This is a genomic window from Aeromicrobium sp. CnD17-E (genome assembly GCF_024124745.1).
GTDB lineage: Bacteria > Actinomycetota > Actinomycetes > Propionibacteriales > Nocardioidaceae > Aeromicrobium.
In genome coordinates this window covers 21,877-39,144 of sequence record NZ_JAMXRU010000009.1, presented here as the reverse complement: position 1 = coordinate 39,144, position 17,268 = coordinate 21,877, and the positions used below count along the sequence as shown (strand labels likewise).

Sequence of the window (17,268 nt, the reverse complement as noted above, 5' to 3'; positions counted from 1 at the left end):
TGGTCTGGGGTCTCGGGCTGCGACTCGCGTGGGACGCGAGGATCTGCGTTTGTGCGTCGGAGGGCCAAGCCTTCTGCGTTTGCTACGGGATCCCGTCGTGAACGCAGAAGCCTTCGGCCTCGCACGCGTGAATGAAGAATCGTGGGTGCACTTTGCGTGGGGGTGACGAATGATTCTTCCTTGGTGTGGACCGTTCCACGCGAAAGAAGAATCCTTCCCCCCGCTCAGCCCTCTATCGGTGGATCCGCAACCGTAGAAGCGCTCCTGCGGTGGCAGACCCACCGCCCGGACGCGCAAACGCAGAACCTTGGCCCCTGAACGCAGAAACGAAGAATCGTGGATCCAAGGGCGGGCCCAGACCAGACCCCGAGACTCCAAGCCGCCTCCAGGCTCGCCGCCGGTCGAGGCCCTTGCGGAGACCAGACACAGCGAAAGCCGAGGCAGCGCACCAGCAAGGTCACGACGACCGCAGGCAGCGCAGCAGCACACCCCGCCCCCCTGCGGCAGCGCACCCCAAGGTCACGCCCCAACCCCCCACCGCAGCGACGCGGCCAGCCCCTCAGCCGAGGAGCGTGGAGCGCAACGGCACGTCGACCCAACGGGGACCGTTCGGCTTGATGGTGACGACGCGCGGCTCGGCCTCGTCGGGGTGGTCGCCGTCGTGCTCGGTGCCGAGGGGGTCGATGGGGCGGGCGCCGCGGACCTCGATGCTCACCGAGAGCCAGCTGTCGTTGAGCTGCTCGGCCATCCCCTCGCCCCACTCGACCACGGTGACGGCCTCGTCGGAGGCGGTGTCGAGGTCGAGGTCGTCGACCTCCGCGGCGCTGCCGAGGCGGTAGGCGTCGACGTGGACGAGGGCGGGACCGTCGACGAGCGACGGGTGCGTGCGGGCGAGCACGAACGTCGGCGAGGTGACGGGTCCGCGCACCTGCAGCGCGTCGCCCAGGCCCTGGGTGAACGTCGTCTTGCCGGCGCCGAGGTCGCCCGAGAGGACCAGCAGGTCACCGGGACGCACCAGCTCGGCCACGCGCCCGGCGAGGTGCTGCATCGCGTCGGGCGTCGGCACCTCGCGGGCGAGCCACAAGGTCTTGCCGAGCACCAGCAGCGGCCCCTCCTGGCCCACCGGGTGGTACTTGCGGCGGGTCCAGAACCGCACCGTGTCGGGCAGCTCCTCGCGCACGTGCAGCCAGATGCCGTCCTTGCCGCGCTCCTCGGCCGTGTCCTCCGCGACGCCGACCATGGCCGACGCGACCCCGCGGGCCTGGATCTCCGGATCGACCGACACGCGACGCAGGCCGAGCTTGCCCGGCCGCGACTCGTCGAACAGCAGCGCGCCCATCGGCACGCCGCGACGTTCCACGAGCAGCCCGCCGGCCGTCGCGAGCACCTCCGAGACCGACTCGACGGTCTCGTCGAGCGCGGTCGACGGCGGGTCGAGGTCGGGCCGGACGCTGAACGAGCGGTGGATGATGTCGACGATCGCCTCGGCGTGCTCAGGGCCGGCGTCGAGGACGTCGAGCGCCCTCATCACCGGTCGCCCTCGCGCACGGGGTGCCCGATCCGGTCGAGCAGGTCCTCGATGATCCGGGTGACGGCCACGTTCTCCTCGAAGGGCACCATGTGCCCGGCGCCGCCGAGCGTCACGAGACGCGCGTCCTCGATGGTGCGCGCGAGGCGGCGGGCGTGCTTGATGGGCGTGAGCAGGTCGTGGTCGCCGCACGCGACGACGACGGGCACCCGACCCAGGCCTTCCGCGCCGCTGCGGACGTCGAGGTCCACGAACGCGGGGTAGAAGTCGAGCAGCACGTGCGTCTGGGCGCGCAGGATCATCTCGTCGGACATGTCGGCGTACTTGCGGGGCGCGTCGGGCCCGACCGCCCACCGTCGGATGACGCTGTAGCTGTTGAAGGTCCGGCCCCAGTCGAGCAGGGGCGCGCCGGCGCGCAGGAACGGCAGGATGCGGCGCAGGGCCGGGCTCTGCCGCACGAGCCGGTTGTCGCTGGTCGACAGCAGCACCGCACCCACGACCCTGTCGCCGAACAGCTCCGGCGACTCCGCCGCGAGCTGCTGCACCGTGATGCCGCCCATCGAGTGGCCGACGAGCACGACGGGCCCCTCGGGCACGACCTCGTCGAGGACGGTCCGCAGGTCGTCGGCGAGCTGGCTGAAGCTCGACCCCTGACGCGTCGAGCGACCGGAGCCACCGTGGGAGCGCTGGTCGTAGAACACCATCCGCACGAGTCCGCGCAGCGCGAGACGCTGGTAGTGCCAGGTGTCGAGCGTGCACACCCAGCCGTGCACGAAGACGACGGTGGGCGCCGCGCTGCCCGCGTGCACCTCGTCGGCCTCGTCGACCTCGACGTTGAGCGGGACGCCGTCGGAGGCGACGACGGTGCGGGCGGGGCTGTGCACGCTGCCGAACGGGACCTCCTCGCCGCGCTGCTCGCGCCGGTGCTCACGACGTCGGGTGTCGACGACCTTGGCGGTCACGCCGGCGGCCACGAAGGCTCCGGCGGTCGCGGCGAGTGCTGCCAGGCGGGAGGGGGCGGGGCTCATCACTGTCCTCGGTGGCGGGGCTCGGACGCCCTCAGCCTCGGTGGGTACGCACGACGCGGTCGCCGAGACGGGTGACGACCTCGTAGGCGATCGTACCGGCGGCGCTCGCCCAGTCCTGGGCGGTGGGGGCACCGGGGGCGGCGCCGAACAGGGTGACGACGTCGCCGCGTCGCGCCGGGCGGTCTCCGAGGTCGACGACCAGCTGGTCCATGCAGATGCGGCCGACGACCGGCACCCGCTCGCCGTCGTGGGCGGCCTCGGCGCGGCCGGACGCGGAGCGCAGGACACCGTCGCCGTACCCCAGCGGCACGAGGCCGAGGGTGGTCTCGCGGTCGGTGGTCCACGTGTGGCCGTAGGACACGGCGGTGCCGGCGGGGACCCGCTTGACCTGCGCGAGCCGGCCGCGCAGCGTCATGACCGGACGCAGGTCGACGATGCCCGCCACCGCGGGGTCGGGGTCGATGCCGTACGTGGCGATGCCCGGACGGACGAGGTCGAAGTGCGCGCTGGGGCGGGTCAGGAGGGCGGCGGAGTTGGCGAGGTGACGCCACTGCGGGTCGAGCCCGGCCGCGCCGGCGACGTCGAGCGCGGCCCGGAACACGGTCTCCTGCTGGTCGTTGGCGGGATGGTCCGGCTCGTCGGCGCACGCCAGGTGCGACCACACGCCGGTGACCTCGACCCGCCCTGCGGCCTGCGCTCGTCCGGCGGCGGCGACGAGCTCGTCCCACGCCGGACCGCGCGCACCGTTGCGCGAGAGGCCCGTGTCGACCTTGAGCTGCAGGCGGGGTCGTCGACCCGTCGGTGCGTCGTGGAGGATCTCGTCGAGCTGCTCGGCGGACGACGCCGTCAGCTCGACGTCGTGCTCGACCGCGGCGCCGTAGGCGGCACCGGGTGCCGCGAGCCAGCACAGGACCGGCCCGGTGTCGCCGGCCTGGCGCAGCGCGAGCGCCTCCTCGACGGTGACGACGCCGAGCCACGACGCTCCCGCGTCGCGTGCGGCGCGTGCCACCGGTCGCAGTCCGTGGCCGTACGCGTCGGCCTTGACGACGGACATCAGCGCGGCACCGGGCGCGTGCGCCGCGAGGGTGGCCACGTTGTGCCGGTACGCCTCGAGGTCGACGACGGCCTCGGCCTGAGGGCTCACCACGCGCGCACCTGATCCAGCGAGCCGGCGAGGAACGCGGCCAGGGTCTGCGGGAGGGCGGCGGCGACGTCGGACGCCACGAACGGTCCGCCCGGGTTCGCGCGGACGCCCGCGACGCCGTGCAGGAACGCTGCGTGCCGGCCCGCGTCGAACGGGTCGAGCCCACCGGCGAGGAGCGACGCCGCGAACCCGGCGAGGACGTCGCCCGAGCCTGCGGTGCCGAGCCACGGGGTGCCGGACAGGTTGACGGCCACGCGTCCGTCAGGAGCCACGACGACCGTGCGGGCGCCCTTGAGCAGCACGGTCGCGTCCCAGTGCGCGGCGGCCCGCCGCGCGTGCTCCAGCGGGTCGGCCTCCACGGTCTCGCGCTCGACGTCGAGCAGCCGGGCGAGCTCTCCGGCGTGCGGCGTCAGGAGCGCGGGCACGCCGACGGGACGCGGCAGGTGCTCGAGCGCGCCGGCGTCGACGACGAGCGGCACGTCGTCGTCGAGGCAGGCGGCCAGCTGGTCGGCCACATCGTCACCGGCGCCGGGTCCGACGACCCAGGCCTGCACCCGTCCGCGACCGTGCACGACCTCCGGGGCGCGGTCGACCACCCGCGCCGCGAGGGTGTCGCTGCCGACGAATCGCACCATCCCGGCCAGGCCCGACTGCGCGCCCGCGACGCACAGGTGGGCGGCACCGGCGTAGGCGTCGGAGCCGGCGTCGACCCCGACCACGCCGCGCGCGTACTTGTGCGAGGCGGCGCCGGGCACGTGCCGACGGAGGAGGTCGGCGTCGGTCGCCTCGAGCGACGTCACCGTCGGCGCGTCGAGGTGGGGGCCGAGACCGATGTCGACGAGCGTCGGCGGCTCCCCGCCACCGGCGTCGGCGGCGGGCCCGACGATCGAGCAGACCTTGAGGGTGCCGAACGTGACGGTGCGGTCGGCGCGGACGTGGCGGCCCGGCGTCGCGCCCGTGTCGACGGCCACGCCCGACGGGACGTCGACCGCGACGACGTGGGCATCGGTGTCGTGGGTCCAGTCCGCCCACTCCCCCGCTCGGCCCTCGAGGCCAGGACGCGCGCCGATGCCGAACAGCGCGTCGAGGCACCACCGCTGGTCGCCCGGCGACGACACGCGTCGGGCCCCGGCCGCCTCGGCCGCCGCCAGTCCCTCGGGGTGGACCGCATCGGGGTCGAGCAGCGCGAGGTCGACGGCGACGCCACGCGCGAGCAGGTGGGGGGCGGCGAAGAGCGCGTCGCCACCGTTGTTGCCGGGGCCGACCAGGACGAGGACCGTCTCGTCGGCCGGCACGGCGGCGAGGGCGTCGGCGAGACCGCGGGCGGCGCGCTGCATCAGCGCGTCCCAGCCGGTCTCGGCGGCCAGACGCTCCTCGGCGGCACGGACCTGGGCGACGGTGTGGGCGTTCAGCACGGGCTCAAGCCTCCGCCACGACGGGCGTCGTCGCCACCGACGTGTCGTGCACCGACGCCCCGTGGACCCGATCCCCTGCCACCGGGCGCACGTGCGCGCCGCCCCTGGTGCCGGCCACGACGGCCTACTCGACCGTGACGGACTTGGCGAGGTTCCGCGGCTGGTCGACGTCGTGGCCGAGCAGGCCGGCCAGCTCGCACGCGAAGATCTGCAGCGGCACCGTGGCGACGAGCGGCTGCAGCAGCGTCGGCACCTTCGGCAGCCGGATCAGGTGGTCGGCGTACGGCACGACGTCGTCGTCGCCGTCCTCCGCGAGGACGATGGTGAGCGCGCCCCGGGCCCGGATCTCCTGGATGTTGCTGACGATCTTCTCCTGCAGCTGGTCGCGAGCCTTCGGCGGCACGACGACGAACACCGGGATGCCGTCCTCGATGAGCGCGATCGGGCCGTGCTTCAGCTCGCCGGCCGCGAACCCCTCGGCGTGCAGGTACGCGAGCTCCTTGAGCTTCAGCGCACCCTCGAGCGCCACCGGGTAGCCGACGTGGCGGCCGAGGAACAGCACGGACCGCGTGTCGACGAGCTCGGCCGCGAGCTTGCGGACCTGCTCGCCCTCGTCGAGCATCCGCTGGATGCCGGCCGGCAGCTTCTCGAGCGCGGCCATGATGGCGTCGATCTCGTCGCCGTACTTCACGCCGCGCACCTGTGCCAGGTACAGGCCGAGCAGGTAGCAGGCGACGATCTGCGACAGGAAGCCCTTGGTCGACGCGACCGCCACCTCGGGGCCGGCGTGCGTGTAGATGACCGCGTCGGACTCGCGCGGGATCGTGGAGCCGTTGGTGTTGCAGATGCTGAGCACCCGCGCCCGCTGCTGCCGGGCGTAGCGGATCGCCATGAGCGTGTCCATCGTCTCGCCCGACTGGCTGATCGCCACGACGAGCGTCGACCGGTCGATGATCGGGTCGCGGTAGCGGAACTCCGACGCCAGCTCGACCTCGCACGGGATGCGCGTCCAGTGCTCGATCGCGTACTTGGCGACCAGCCCGGCGTACGACGCGGTGCCGCAGGCGATGATGATGATCTTGTCGACGTCGCGCAGCTCGTCGTCACTGAGGCGCATCTCGTCGAGCTGCAGGCGACCGGACCGGCCGTAGCGCCCGAGCAGCGTCTCGGCGACGGCCTGCGGCTGCTCGTCGATCTCCTTGAGCATGAACCAGTCGTAGCCGCCCTTCTCGGCGGCGGACACGTCCCAGTCGACGTGGTAGCTGGTCGTCTCGGCGGGCGCGCCGTCGAAGTCGGTGACCGTCATGGAGTCGCGCGTGATGGCGACGACCTGGTCCTGGCCGAGCTCGACGGCCTCGCGCGTGAACTCGATGAAGGCCGACACGTCGGAGCCGAGGAAGTTCTCACCGTCGCCGCGACCCACCACCAGCGGGGAGTTGCGTCGCGCGCCGACCACGACCTCGGGCTGCTGGGCGTCGGTGAAGACGAGGGTGAACGCGCCCTCCAGCCGCTGGCAGACGGCGCGGACGGCGTCGTCGAGGGCGGGGGTGCGCTGCAGCTCGTCGGAGAGCAGGTGCACGACCACCTCGGTGTCGGTCTCGGACTGCAGCTCGTGCCCGGCGGCCTCCAGCTCGGCCCGCAGCACCGCGAAGTTCTCGATGATGCCGTTGTGCACGACGGCCAGGCGACCGTCCTCGCTCAGGTGCGGATGGGCGTTCCGGTCGTTCGGCGCACCGTGCGTCGCCCACCGGGTGTGGCCGATGCCGGTCGTCGTCTCGGGCATCGTCGTCTCGGCCAGGACGCCGTCGAGGTTGGCCAGCTTGCCGGCCTTCTTCGCCCAGGCGATCCGCCCGGTCGAGGGGTCGGGCAGGGCGACACCACCGGAGTCGTACCCGCGGTACTCGAGCCGTCGCAACCCGCCCATGACGACGTCGAGGGCGTTGCGGTGCCCGACGTATCCCACGATTCCGCACATGCGCTCCAGGGTACCCAGGAGCGCCCGTGGGCCCCGGTACCGGCAGGATGGCGTCATGGCCCGTGAGCTCTCGCCGTACGTCGAGATCGAGCGGTCGGCATGGGCCGACCTCGCCGACGACGTCCCCCAGCCCCTCACCGAGGACGACGTCCAACGTCTCAAGGGCCTCGGCGAGGAGCTCGACATCGACGAGGTGCGGCAGGTGTACCTGCCGCTGACCGAGCTGATCAGCCTGCGCGTGCGCGCAGCGACCCGCCTCTGGGAGGCCACCGAGTCGTTCCTGCGCGAGCCGCAGCCGCAGCGCACGCCGTTCGTCATCGGCGTCGCCGGGTCGGTCGCGGTCGGCAAGTCGACCACCGCCCGCCTGCTCCGCGAGCTGCTGTCGACGTCGCCCGAGCACCCGAACGTGAAGCTGGTGACCACCGACGGCTTCCTGTGGCCGAACGCCGAGCTGGAGCGTCGCGGGATCCTGCAGCGCAAGGGCTTCCCGGAGTCGTACGACCGCAAGGCGCTGCTGCGGTTCGTCATCGACGTGAAGTCGGGCGTCGAGCAGGTGACCGCCCCCGTCTACTCGCACCTGACCTACGACCGCACCGATGAGACGGTGGTCGTGGAGCGGCCCGACATCGTCATCGTCGAGGGTCTCAACGTGCTCGCCCCCGCGAAGGACCGCGGCGACGGCTCCCCCGGCCTGTCGGTCAGCGACTACTTCGACTTCTCGATCTACGTCGACGCGTCGAGCAAGGACATCCGCCGCTGGTACGTCGACCGCTTCCTCGCCCTGCGCCGCACCGCCTTCGCCGACCCCGCCTCCTACTTCCACCGCTACAGCAGCCTCACCGACGACGAGGCCGTCGCCCGCGCCGAGGAGCTGTGGGACACCATCAACTGGCCGAACCTGCGCGAGAACATCCAGTCCACCCGCGGCCGCGCCGACCTCGTCCTCCGCAAGGGCAGCGACCACTCCGTCAAGTGGGTGCGGTTCCGCAAGATGTGACGTCGCGGGGGTTCTGCTGGGCGTCGTCCGGCGGCTGCGCTGCCGCAGGGGGTCCTCGATTGCTGGTGCGCTGCCTGCGGGAGTCTTGCCGTGCTCATGCGTCGCCGCAGGGGGTCTGGGGTTGCCGGTGCGCTGCCTCGGCGTTCGCTGGGGTGGCCTCCGCAAGGGCCTCGACCGGGCGGCTGGGTGCCGCGCTGGGTGGGGTTCTCGGGCTGTGGCCTTCGTTGGACGCAAGACGCTGCGTTCGCGCGTCGGAGAGCCCAGGATGCTGCGTTTGCTCCGAGATCGCGTCACCAACGCAGAAGCGTTCGACCTCGAACGCGCAGATGAAGAATCGTGGGCGCGCTTTGGGGTGGGGTGGGCAGCGCTTCTCCCTTCTCGTGGCACGGTCCACGAGAAGGAAGAAGCACTGCCACCCCGCCCCCTCAGCGGTTGATCCACCACCCTTCGAGCGCTGGGAAGGGTGGCAGATCCACCGCCGACGGCGATGCGGTGGCAGAACTACCGCTCAGCGGGCGGCAACGCAGAATCTTGCGCCCAACGCGGGCCACAGCCCGAGCACCCAGACCAGCGCGGTCGCCACCCGCCCGGTCGAGGCCCTTGCGGAGCGCAGGACCAGACGGAGCCGCGCCAGCGCAGCCCCACCCGAACGACGAGCCGCACCCACGCAGCCGCAGGACGAGCAGCCTAGCCGCAGGTCGAAACCCTCAGCGACCCAACGGCTTGACCAGCTCCGCCGCCCACGCCACCTGCCGGTAGCCGAGGGCCTCGTTGACCGCGATCATCGGCGTGTTCGAGGCGGCGTTCCAGGTGGTCACGCGGGCGCGGCCGGAGAGGAGGTCGGTGGCCTCGCCGAGGGCGGCGGTCTTCATCGCGAGGCCGAGGCCGTGGCCGCGGTGGGCGGGGAGGACGAGCGTGTCCCACTGGTAGGCGGTGTCGCCGTGGTCGGGCACCACGAGCTGCGTGTGGCCGGCGAGGGTGCCGTCGGGTGCGACGGCGGCGACCGTCTGCCCGACCCGGCCCTGCTCGGCCCAGCGGGCCTCCTCGTGACGCACCCGTTCCGCGTCGAAGTGCTCGGGCTCCAGCCCCACCTCCCCCGACGGCGCCTCCGCGAGGATCAACGCCCGCAGGACGGCGTACTGGTCGAGCCACTCGTCGGGGCAGCGACGCCAGGCCACCGCCGTGTACCCGTCGCGCCACACCGGCGGTGCGACCTCGGCGGGCAGCGGGAGTGCGCGGATCGCGTCGAGCAGGTCGACGGCGTACCCGTGCGCCAGCGCGAACGCCGACCCCGGCCCCTCGGACTGCTCCACCGGCCACGACGCCTCCGCGAACACGTTCGCCCGACCGCGCTCTGCCGCGAGCCGCTCGACCTCGCGCAGCAGCAGGCTCCCGTACCCACGACGACGCTCCTGCGGCACGACGAAGACGTGCAGGTAGGCGAGCGTCCGGTTGTCCTGCTGCGGGAACGACACCCACGCTCCCCCGACGACCTCCCCGTCGACCTCACCCGCCACGACGACGTGCTCGGCGTACGCGTCGCTCGTCAGGTTGGTGCGCTTCTCGGCGAACCCCCACGGCTCGTCGAAACGCTCCGTGTGGGCGCGCGCGTAGACCGCGTGGAAGGCCGTGTAGGCAGCGTCGTCCCTCAGGTCGATCTCGGCGAGGCGCATGGCGACACCGTAACGAGGTCGCCGCGGACGTCCTCAGCCCAGCGTGCGGCGCACGACGCCGGCGAGGTGCTCGGCCACCGACGTGGCCTCCTCGAGCGTCGGGGCCTCGACCATGACGCGGACGAGCGGCTCGGTGCCGGACGGGCGGAGCAGGATCCGGCCACGGCCCTCGAGGCCGCCGTTCGCGGCCACCAGCTCGCCCTGCAGCACCGGGTCGGCGTCGACCCGGCTCTTGTCGACGTCGGGCACGTTCACGAGCACCTGCGGGAGCCGTCGCATGACGCCGGCGAGGTCGGCGAGCGTGCGGCCGGTCTCGCTCATCCGGGCCGCGAGGTGCAGGGCGGTCAGCACCCCGTCGCCGGTGGTCGCGTGGTCGGCCATGATCACGTGCCCCGACTGCTCGCCGCCGAGCGTGAAGCCCCCGGCACGCATGGCCTCGAGCACGTAGCGGTCGCCCACCGCGGTCTGCAGCACCGTGATCCCGGCGGCCTCCATGGCCTGCACGAACCCGAGGTTGCTCATGACCGTCGCGACGACCGTGTCGGCGTGCAGCAGGCCGCGCTCGAGCCGGGCGAGGGCGAGCACGGCGAGGATCTGGTCGCCGTCGACCACCTGACCCGACGCGTCGACCGCGAGGCACCGGTCGGCGTCGCCGTCGAACGCGAAGCCGGCGTCCGCACCGTGACGCACGACGGCCGCCTGCAGGTCGTCGAGGTGGGTCGAGCCGCACGCCTCGTTGATGTTCAGGCCGTCGGGCTCGTCGTGGATCGCGACGACCTCGGCGCCGAGGCGTCGGAACGCCGCCGGCCCCACGTGGTACGCCGCGCCGTTCGCGCAGTCGAGCACGACCTTCAGGCCGGTGAGCGGTCCCGGCACGGTGCCGACGAGGTGCTTCACGTAGGCGTCGACGCCCACGTGGCTGTCGCCGACGCGACCGACGCCGATGCCGGTCGGCCGGTCCCACGGCTCACGCAGTCGCTGCTCGATGGCCACCTCGACGGCGTCGTCGAGCTTGTGGCCGCCGCGGGCGAGGAACTTGATGCCGTTGTCGGGCATCGCGTTGTGGCTGGCGGAGATCATCACGCCCATGTCGGCGTCGAGCTCGGCCGTCAGGTACGCCGCACCGGGCGTCGGGACGACGCCGAGCAGGTGGACGTCGACCCCGGCCGACGCCAGGCCGGCGACGATCGCGGCCTCGAGGAACTCCCCCGAGGCACGCGGGTCGCGGGCGACGACGGCCGTGGGCCGGCTGTCGGCGAACGCACCGGCCTCGCCCAGCACGTGGGCAGCAGCGACCGACAGGTCGAGCGCGAGCTCGGCCGTGAGGTCGCGGTTGGCGAGGCCGCGTACGCCGTCGGTGCCGAAGATCCGGCCCAACGGAGTCAGCGCTTGCTGTACTGAGGAGCCTTACGGGCCTTCTTGAGGCCGGCCTTCTTGCGCTCCTTGATGCGGGCGTCGCGGGTCAGCAGTCCGGCCTTCTTGAGGATCGGACGGTTGACCTCCTCGTCGACGCCGTTCAGGGCACGGGCGACGCCGAGGCGCAGCGCGCCGGCCTGGCCGGTCATGCCACCGCCGGTGACACGGGCGACGACGTCGAAGCTGCCCTCGAGGCCGGTGGCCGCCAGGGCCTCCTTCGCGATCTGCTGGTGCAGCTTGTTCGGGAGGAACTCCTCGAGCGGCTTGCCGTTGACGGTCCACACGCCGGTGCCGGGCACGATGCGCACGCGGGCGACGGCCTCCTTGCGACGGCCGGTGGCCGCGCCGGGGGCGATGACCGAGTTGCTGGTCGCGATCTCCGAGGAGGGCGAGGTCTCGGTCGTGTAGACGCCGTCGGTGCTGGTGGGGACGTCGGTCTCGGTGGTGTCGGCCACGGTGCTCGTCTCTTCTGCTCGGGTGCTCACTGGGAGATCTGCTTGATCTCGTACGGCTGGGGCTGCTGCGCGGCGTGCGGGTGCTCCGGGCCGGCGTAGACCTTCAGCTTCTTGATGATCTGACGTCCGAGGCGGTTCTTCGGCAGCATGCCGGCCACGGACTTCTCGACGGCCTTGCGGGCGTCCTTGTCGAGGAGGTCGCCGTAGGCGATCGTCTTCAGGCCGCCCGGGTAGCCGCTGTGGCGGTAGACGTCCTTGTCGGAGCGCTTGTTGCCCGTCAGCGCGACCTTCTCGGCGTTGATGATGACGACGAAGTCACCACCGTCGACGTGCGGGGCGAACGTCGCCTTGTGCTTGCCGCGCAGCAGGTGCGCGGCCGAGACGGCGAGACGCCCGAGGACGACGTCCTGGGCATCGATGACGTGCCACTGACGGCTGATGTCAGCAGGCTTCGGGCTGTACGTGGGCACGGCGTGACCTTCTCGTTGTCGTTCTTGGCGTCGGTGTCGTTGCGCGGTCCCGTGCCGCGAGGTGGCGGCGTGAGGGACGTGGTTTTCCCGCGTCGGCGCCGGACCGCCGGAGGGCGATCGCGCACGCAGGGCACAACGACGTCCAAGAGTAACCGGCCCGCCCCAGCCGGGTCAAAACGGGGTGCGGAGCACGACGTCGGGCCCCGCCGTGGGTCCGGTCCCCGAGACCCAGCCTCGCGCACCGCGGGGGGCCGCACTAGGTTGGAAGTGAGTCCGGGACCACATCAACGACCCGTACAGCACGTCACAGGAGACCCATCGTGACCGACCAGACCCTGACCGTCCGCGACAACCGCACGGGCGAGGAGTACGAGCTCGAGATCACGGACGGCACCGTCCGCGCCTCCGACCTCGGCAAGATCGGCAGGACCGAGGACGAGCCCGGCATCGCCGTGTACGACCCCGGCTTCACCAACACCGCCTCCACGCGCAGCTCGATCACCTACATCGACGGCGACAAGGGCATCCTCGAGTACCGCGGGTACCCGATCGAGCAGCTGGCCGAGTCCTCGACCTTCCTCGAGGTGGCCTACCTGCTCATCCACGGCGAGCTGCCGACGAAGGACCAGCACGACGCGTGGGTGCACGAGATCACCTTCCACACCTTCGTGCACGAGAACCTCAAGAGCCTCATGCAGGGCTTCCGCTACGACGCGCACCCCATGGGCATGCTGCTGTCGAGCGTCGGCGCGCTGTCGACCTTCTACCCCGAGGCCCGGGCGATCACCGACGAGAAGGTGCGTCACGACCAGGTCGTGCGCCTCATCGCCAAGATGCCGACGCTCGGCGCGTGGGCGTTCCGCCACGCCCAGGGCAAGCCGTACGTCTACCCCGACAACGATCTCTCCTACACGGAGAACTTCCTGTCGATGCTGTTCAAGATGAGCGAGCAGAAGTACGACCCCGACCCGCGTCTGTCGAAGGCGCTCGAGGTGCTGTTCATCCTCCACGCCGACCACGAGCAGAACTGCTCGACGAACGCGGTCCGCTCGGTCGGCTCCAGCGACGTCGACCCGTACTCGGCAGTGAGCGCGGGCATCGCGGCCCTGTACGGCCCGCTGCACGGCGGCGCCAACGAGGCCGTCCTGCGCATGCTGAAGCGGATCGGCAGCAAGGACAACATCCCCAGCTTCATCGAGGGCGTGAAGAAGGGCGAGGAGCGCCTGATGGGCTTCGGCCACCGGGTCTACAAGAACTACGACCCGCGCGCGAAGATCATCAAGAAGGCCGTCGACGACGTCTTCGAGGTCACGGGCGTCAACCCGCTGCTGGAGATCGCGCAGGAGCTGGAGCGGATCGCCCTGGAGGACGAGTACTTCGTGCAGCGCAAGCTCTACCCGAACGTCGACTTCTACTCGGGCCTCATCTACGAGGCCCTGCAGTTCCCGCCGGAGATGTTCACGGTGCTGTTCGCCATCCCCCGCACCGCCGGCTGGCTGGCGCAGTGGATCGAGCTCGTGGACGACAAGGAGCAGAAGATCGCCCGCCCGAAGCAGATCTACACCGGGGCGCGCACGCTCGACTTCGTCCCGGCGGAGCAGCGCTGGGCCTGACCCCCGCACCGCTCGACGGCCCTCTGTCCTGGTTCCACGGACAGGGGGCCGTTTTCGCGCTATGTTGCGGGACGAAAGACCTTTCCGGTGTGGGAGCGCCGGAGGGGAGGGAGCTTTCACGCCGGCTCTGCACACGGCAGAACCGACGGTCACGACTGAGGGAGCATCGTGATGGTCGGACGACGACACCGACGCGTCCAGGGACGCACCACGCACCAGCGCCGCCGTGAGGACGGTGCGGCAGCCGTCGAGTTCGCGCTCGTGCTGCCCATCTTCGTGGCGCTGCTGTTCGGCATCATCAGCTACGGCTGGATGCTGAGCTACCGGCAGGGGATCAGCCAGGCCGCGGCCGAGGGGGCGCGGGTGCTCGCGGTCGCACCCAGCGGCTCGACGACGTCGCTGTCCGACGCCCGCGCGGCCGTCAACCGGTCGCTCGGCTCCTACGGCGTCACGTGCACGTCCGCAGGCACGCTCACCCGCGGCAGCGAGGTGGTCGGCACCTGCGTCATCACGCCGTCGATGACCTGCACCGGCTCGACGTCGAAGTGCGCGAAGGTCGCGATCTCCCACCTCTACCGCGACCACCCCCTGCTGCCGTCGTTCCCGGGGCTCGGGGTGGTGCTGCCGTCCAAGGTCTCCTACGAGACGACGGCGGAGATCAACTCGTGACCGGGCGGTGGGCGCGTCTCGCGCTGCGGGGCGACGACCGCCGGCCCTCGCGTCGGCGCGACGAGCGCGGCTCGATCCTGCCGCTGACCATCCTCACGATGACGATCCTGCTGGGCTTCACGGCGTTCGCGGCCGACCTCGGCCTCCAGCGGGTGGCGGTCCGCGACATGCAGTCGGTCGCCGACGTCGTCGCGCTCGACGCCGCGCGCAAGCTCCCGACCTGCGACGCCACGGCGCTCACCACCGCGGCGAACGCGAGCCTCGCCCGCCAGAACCGTCGCATCGGCCGGACGTCGCCGCTCGTGGTGACGCCGGGCCACCTCGACACGGCGACGAAGACGTTCGTGGCGGGTGCGGCCAACGGCGTCTGCGACGCGGTGAAGGTCGAGTCCAGCACCACGGTCGACTTCGCCTTCGCACCGGTCATCGGTCGCAGCTCGGGCAGCGCGGCACGCAGCGCCGTCGGCGCCCGCGCCCAACCCGCCGTCTGCTTCTCCGCCGGCACCAAGTCGCTCGTGCTCAACTCCTCGCAGAGCGCCCTGAGCCCGCTGCTCGACCGGATCCTCCGGGTGAACCTGGGGCTCGTGGGCTACTCCGGCATCGTCGACCTCAAGACGCTCTCCGTCCGACTGGGCGACGTGGCCGCCGAGCTGGGTGTCGGCACGACGCAGCAGCTCGCGACCGCGACGGTGACGCTGCGCCAGCTGATGGTGGCGACCGCGACGGTCCTGCAGCGCCAGGGCAACACGGCCCAGGCGACCCTGCTGAACACCATCGGCGGGCAGGTCGGCGCGCTGAACGTGAACCTCGGACGCTTCCTGTCGGTCGGCACGGGTGGGGAGTCCGGTCTGGACGCCCAGCTGAACGCCCTCGACCTCATCGGCACCGCCGCCGTCTCCGCCGCGGTCGCGAACGGCAAGAACGCGGTCGCGATCGGCACCGACCTCGGCGTGCCGCTGGACCTCGTCACCGCGAACACGCAGCTGACGATCATCGAACCGCCGGTCATCGCCTGCGGCGGCGTGGGGGCGCAGGCACGCACCGCCCAGGTCCGCCTCGACGTCAAGACCGGGGTGAGCGTCCTCGGGATCGCCGGCATCGGCAACATCTCGCTGGGCGTGCAGGTCGGCCAGGGCACCGCCACGCTGACCAGCGTCACGTGCGCGTCCAGCGGTGTGCAGGCCTCCACGACCGTGCGCGGCGACACCTCGCTCGCGACGCTCAGCGGGCCCGGCGGCACGGGCAGCGCCACGGTCACCCCGCTGTCGCTGCTGGGGATCCCGCTCGCGGGCGTCGTGCGGATCACCGGGACGGTCGGCGCGAAGACCACCACCCAGCAGTTCCCCTACCCACCCGCACCTGATCTCACGCAGATCTACGGCGGCGGCGAACGGATCGTCCTGAGCAGCGTCGACAGCACCACGAACTCCGTGCTCGACGCCATCAACAAGCTCACCGGCACGCTCGACCTGCTGGTCCAGCCGCTGCTGAAGATGCTCGGCATCCAGCTCGGGATCATGGAGGTCAGGATGCTGGGCACGCCGTCCTGCTCGGCGACCCGGCTCGCCGGCTGACGACAGGTCAGCGGCGGGTGACGGTCTTCGTCCCCCGTGCGTCCTTGCGGATCGTCACGTCGTCGAGGACGGTCCCCGGTCGCAGCCGCGGTTGCGCGGCGGCACCGTTGGCGGCGACGACCGCCCGGTAGTGCAGCGCGTCGGGCCCGACGTCGACGACCTGGTAGGTGCTCACCTGCTTCGCCCAGCGCGTGCGCGTGGCCCCTCGACGGGTCCAGTCCTCCCCGGAGATCTGGTAGTACTTCGGCCCGGAGTCCGAGACCGCGAAGACCGTGCCGTCCGGGTCCCCGTGGTAGCCGCTCGTGTAGACGTGGTCGTGGCCGTTGAGGAAGAGGTCGACGTCGTGCTTCTCCACCACCGGCAGGATCGTCGAGAACACCTCGGTGTTCGTGCGGTACACGCGCGACGCGAACGGCCCCGCGTGCATGAGCACGACGCTCCACCGGTTCGGGTTGTCCGCGAGCCGCTCGTCGAGGAAGCGGGCCTGGGCCTCGAGGTCCGTGCCGAAGGAGTCGAGCACGACGAACCGGACGCCCTGCTGGTCCAAGCTGTACCAGGTCGGCTGCTGGCCGTCGACGTCGTTGCTGGGGTCGGTGAAGTAGGTGCGGAAGCCCTCGGCTCCACCGGAACGGCACCCCCGCACGAGGATGCACCGCTCGTGGTTGCCGATCGACACCGCGAGGTTGCGGCTGGTCCGCACGGGCGCGAGCGCCTTCATCAGGTCGACCCACTCGCCGTGCCGCCACGGCTCGTTGACGACGTCGCCGGCGTGCAGGACGAGGTTGGCCTCGGGGTGCTCGTCGACGGCCTCGCGCACGATCCGTGCGGGGACGTCGGCGTTGTCGACCTGGGTGTCGCCGAGGGCGAGGAACGTCCACGGGGCGTCGTCGTCGCGGGGCGTGCGGAACGTGTACGGGCCGGCCGTGCCGCCGGCGTTCTCGACGCGGTAGCGGTAGCGCGTGCCGGGCTGCAGCCCGCGCAGGGTGGCCGTGTAGGCGGGCAGCGCCGAGCCGCTGTCGCGCACGCTCGTCGCCGCCTTGCGGGTCGCGTCGGCGCGGACCTGCGGGCCGCCGCCGACGGGACGCGCGACGACCCGTTGGTCGTCGAACGCCTCCCGCGACCGCCAGGTGACGGTCTGCGACGTCGCGGGGTCGGGGGTCGGGTTGAGGACGACGAACGTCGGCGTCGTCCCCGTGCCCTTCTCCGGCGGAGCGGTCTCCTGCGGGGTGCTCGGGGAGCACGCCGCGAGGACGAGGGCTGCACAGGTGGAGGCCACGAGTCCGCGCTTCACGGGACCAGCGTAGGGACTAC

General features: G+C 72.0%; 14 protein-coding genes. 4 read left to right on the top strand and 10 right to left on the bottom strand.

From position 1 onward, the window contains the following. Nucleotides 1-559: 559 nt before the first annotated feature. The 5 genes from tsaE to glmS form a co-directional block, all read right to left on the bottom strand. Complete coding sequence (gene tsaE, locus NH339_RS03750; RefSeq protein WP_253022652.1) at nucleotides 560-1,528, bottom strand: tRNA (adenosine(37)-N6)-threonylcarbamoyltransferase complex ATPase subunit type 1 TsaE; 969 nt, start codon at nucleotides 1,526-1,528, stop codon at nucleotides 560-562. Beyond that, nucleotides 1,528-2,556, bottom strand: coding sequence for an alpha/beta fold hydrolase (locus NH339_RS03745; protein WP_253022650.1), 1,029 nt, complete (start codon nucleotides 2,554-2,556; stop codon nucleotides 1,528-1,530). The genes tsaE and NH339_RS03745 overlap by 1 nt, the downstream gene beginning before the upstream one ends. 31 nt (nucleotides 2,557-2,587) lie before the next feature. Beyond that, the gene (gene alr, locus NH339_RS03740; RefSeq protein WP_253022648.1) at nucleotides 2,588-3,703 is read right to left on the bottom strand and encodes an alanine racemase; all 1,116 of its coding nucleotides are present in this window, start codon (nucleotides 3,701-3,703) and stop codon (nucleotides 2,588-2,590) included. Further along, the gene (locus NH339_RS03735) at nucleotides 3,697-5,115 is read right to left on the bottom strand and encodes an NAD(P)H-hydrate epimerase (protein WP_253022645.1); all 1,419 of its coding nucleotides are present in this window, start codon (nucleotides 5,113-5,115) and stop codon (nucleotides 3,697-3,699) included. Before NH339_RS03735 ends, alr begins: the two co-directional genes overlap by 7 nt. A gap of 124 nt (nucleotides 5,116-5,239) precedes the next feature. Continuing rightward, the gene (gene glmS / locus NH339_RS03730) at nucleotides 5,240-7,090 is read right to left on the bottom strand and encodes a glutamine--fructose-6-phosphate transaminase (isomerizing) (protein WP_253022643.1); all 1,851 of its coding nucleotides are present in this window, start codon (nucleotides 7,088-7,090) and stop codon (nucleotides 5,240-5,242) included. Nucleotides 7,091-7,145: 55 nt separating this feature from the next. On the opposite strand from glmS, the gene coaA reads away from it, so the two are divergent. Then, nucleotides 7,146-8,087 carry a type I pantothenate kinase gene (gene coaA / locus NH339_RS03725; protein WP_253022641.1) on the top strand — a complete coding sequence of 314 codons (942 nt, stop codon included), beginning with the start codon at nucleotides 7,146-7,148 and terminating at the stop codon, nucleotides 8,085-8,087. Between the two features lie 707 nt (nucleotides 8,088-8,794). Here the strand turns inward: coaA and NH339_RS03720 are convergent. The 4 genes from NH339_RS03720 to rplM are packed head-to-tail and all read right to left on the bottom strand — an operon-like array spanning nucleotide 8,795 to nucleotide 12,101. Further along, nucleotides 8,795-9,760: a GNAT family N-acetyltransferase gene (locus NH339_RS03720; protein WP_253022639.1), complete on the bottom strand. Its 966-nt coding sequence runs from the start codon at nucleotides 9,758-9,760 to the stop codon at nucleotides 8,795-8,797. A 33-nt stretch (nucleotides 9,761-9,793) separates the two neighbouring features. Beyond that, nucleotides 9,794-11,137 carry a phosphoglucosamine mutase gene (glmM, locus tag NH339_RS03715; RefSeq protein ID WP_067859703.1) on the bottom strand — a complete coding sequence of 448 codons (1,344 nt, stop codon included), beginning with the start codon at nucleotides 11,135-11,137 and terminating at the stop codon, nucleotides 9,794-9,796. 5 nt (nucleotides 11,138-11,142) lie between these two features. Then, on the bottom strand, nucleotides 11,143-11,661 hold the full coding sequence (gene rpsI, locus NH339_RS03710) for a 30S ribosomal protein S9 (RefSeq protein WP_067859705.1): 519 nt from the start codon (nucleotides 11,659-11,661) through the stop codon (nucleotides 11,143-11,145). Next, a complete protein-coding gene (gene rplM, locus NH339_RS03705; RefSeq protein ID WP_067859709.1) occupies nucleotides 11,658-12,101 on the bottom strand; it encodes a 50S ribosomal protein L13 in 444 nt (147 codons plus the stop codon). The genes rpsI and rplM overlap by 4 nt, the downstream gene beginning before the upstream one ends. 320 nt (nucleotides 12,102-12,421) lie before the next feature. Between rplM and NH339_RS03700 the strand changes: the two genes are divergently transcribed. From NH339_RS03700 to NH339_RS03690, 3 genes are all read left to right on the top strand, one after another. Continuing rightward, the gene (locus NH339_RS03700) at nucleotides 12,422-13,714 is read left to right on the top strand and encodes a citrate synthase (RefSeq protein ID WP_253022637.1); all 1,293 of its coding nucleotides are present in this window, start codon (nucleotides 12,422-12,424) and stop codon (nucleotides 13,712-13,714) included. A gap of 171 nt (nucleotides 13,715-13,885) precedes the next feature. After that, entirely contained in the window at nucleotides 13,886-14,383 is a 498-nt protein-coding gene (locus NH339_RS03695) for a TadE/TadG family type IV pilus assembly protein (RefSeq protein WP_067859715.1), read from the top strand. After that, nucleotides 14,380-15,957 (top strand): pilus assembly protein TadG-related protein, encoded by a 1,578-nt coding sequence (locus NH339_RS03690; protein WP_253022635.1) that lies wholly within the window; start codon nucleotides 14,380-14,382, stop codon nucleotides 15,955-15,957. Before NH339_RS03695 ends, NH339_RS03690 begins: the two co-directional genes overlap by 4 nt. 7 nt (nucleotides 15,958-15,964) lie before the next feature. Here NH339_RS03690 and NH339_RS03685 read toward each other — a convergent pair whose 3' ends face one another. Beyond that, nucleotides 15,965-17,248 (bottom strand): metallophosphoesterase family protein, encoded by a 1,284-nt coding sequence (locus tag NH339_RS03685; RefSeq protein ID WP_253022633.1) that lies wholly within the window; start codon nucleotides 17,246-17,248, stop codon nucleotides 15,965-15,967. Nucleotides 17,249-17,268: the final 20 nt, after the last annotated feature.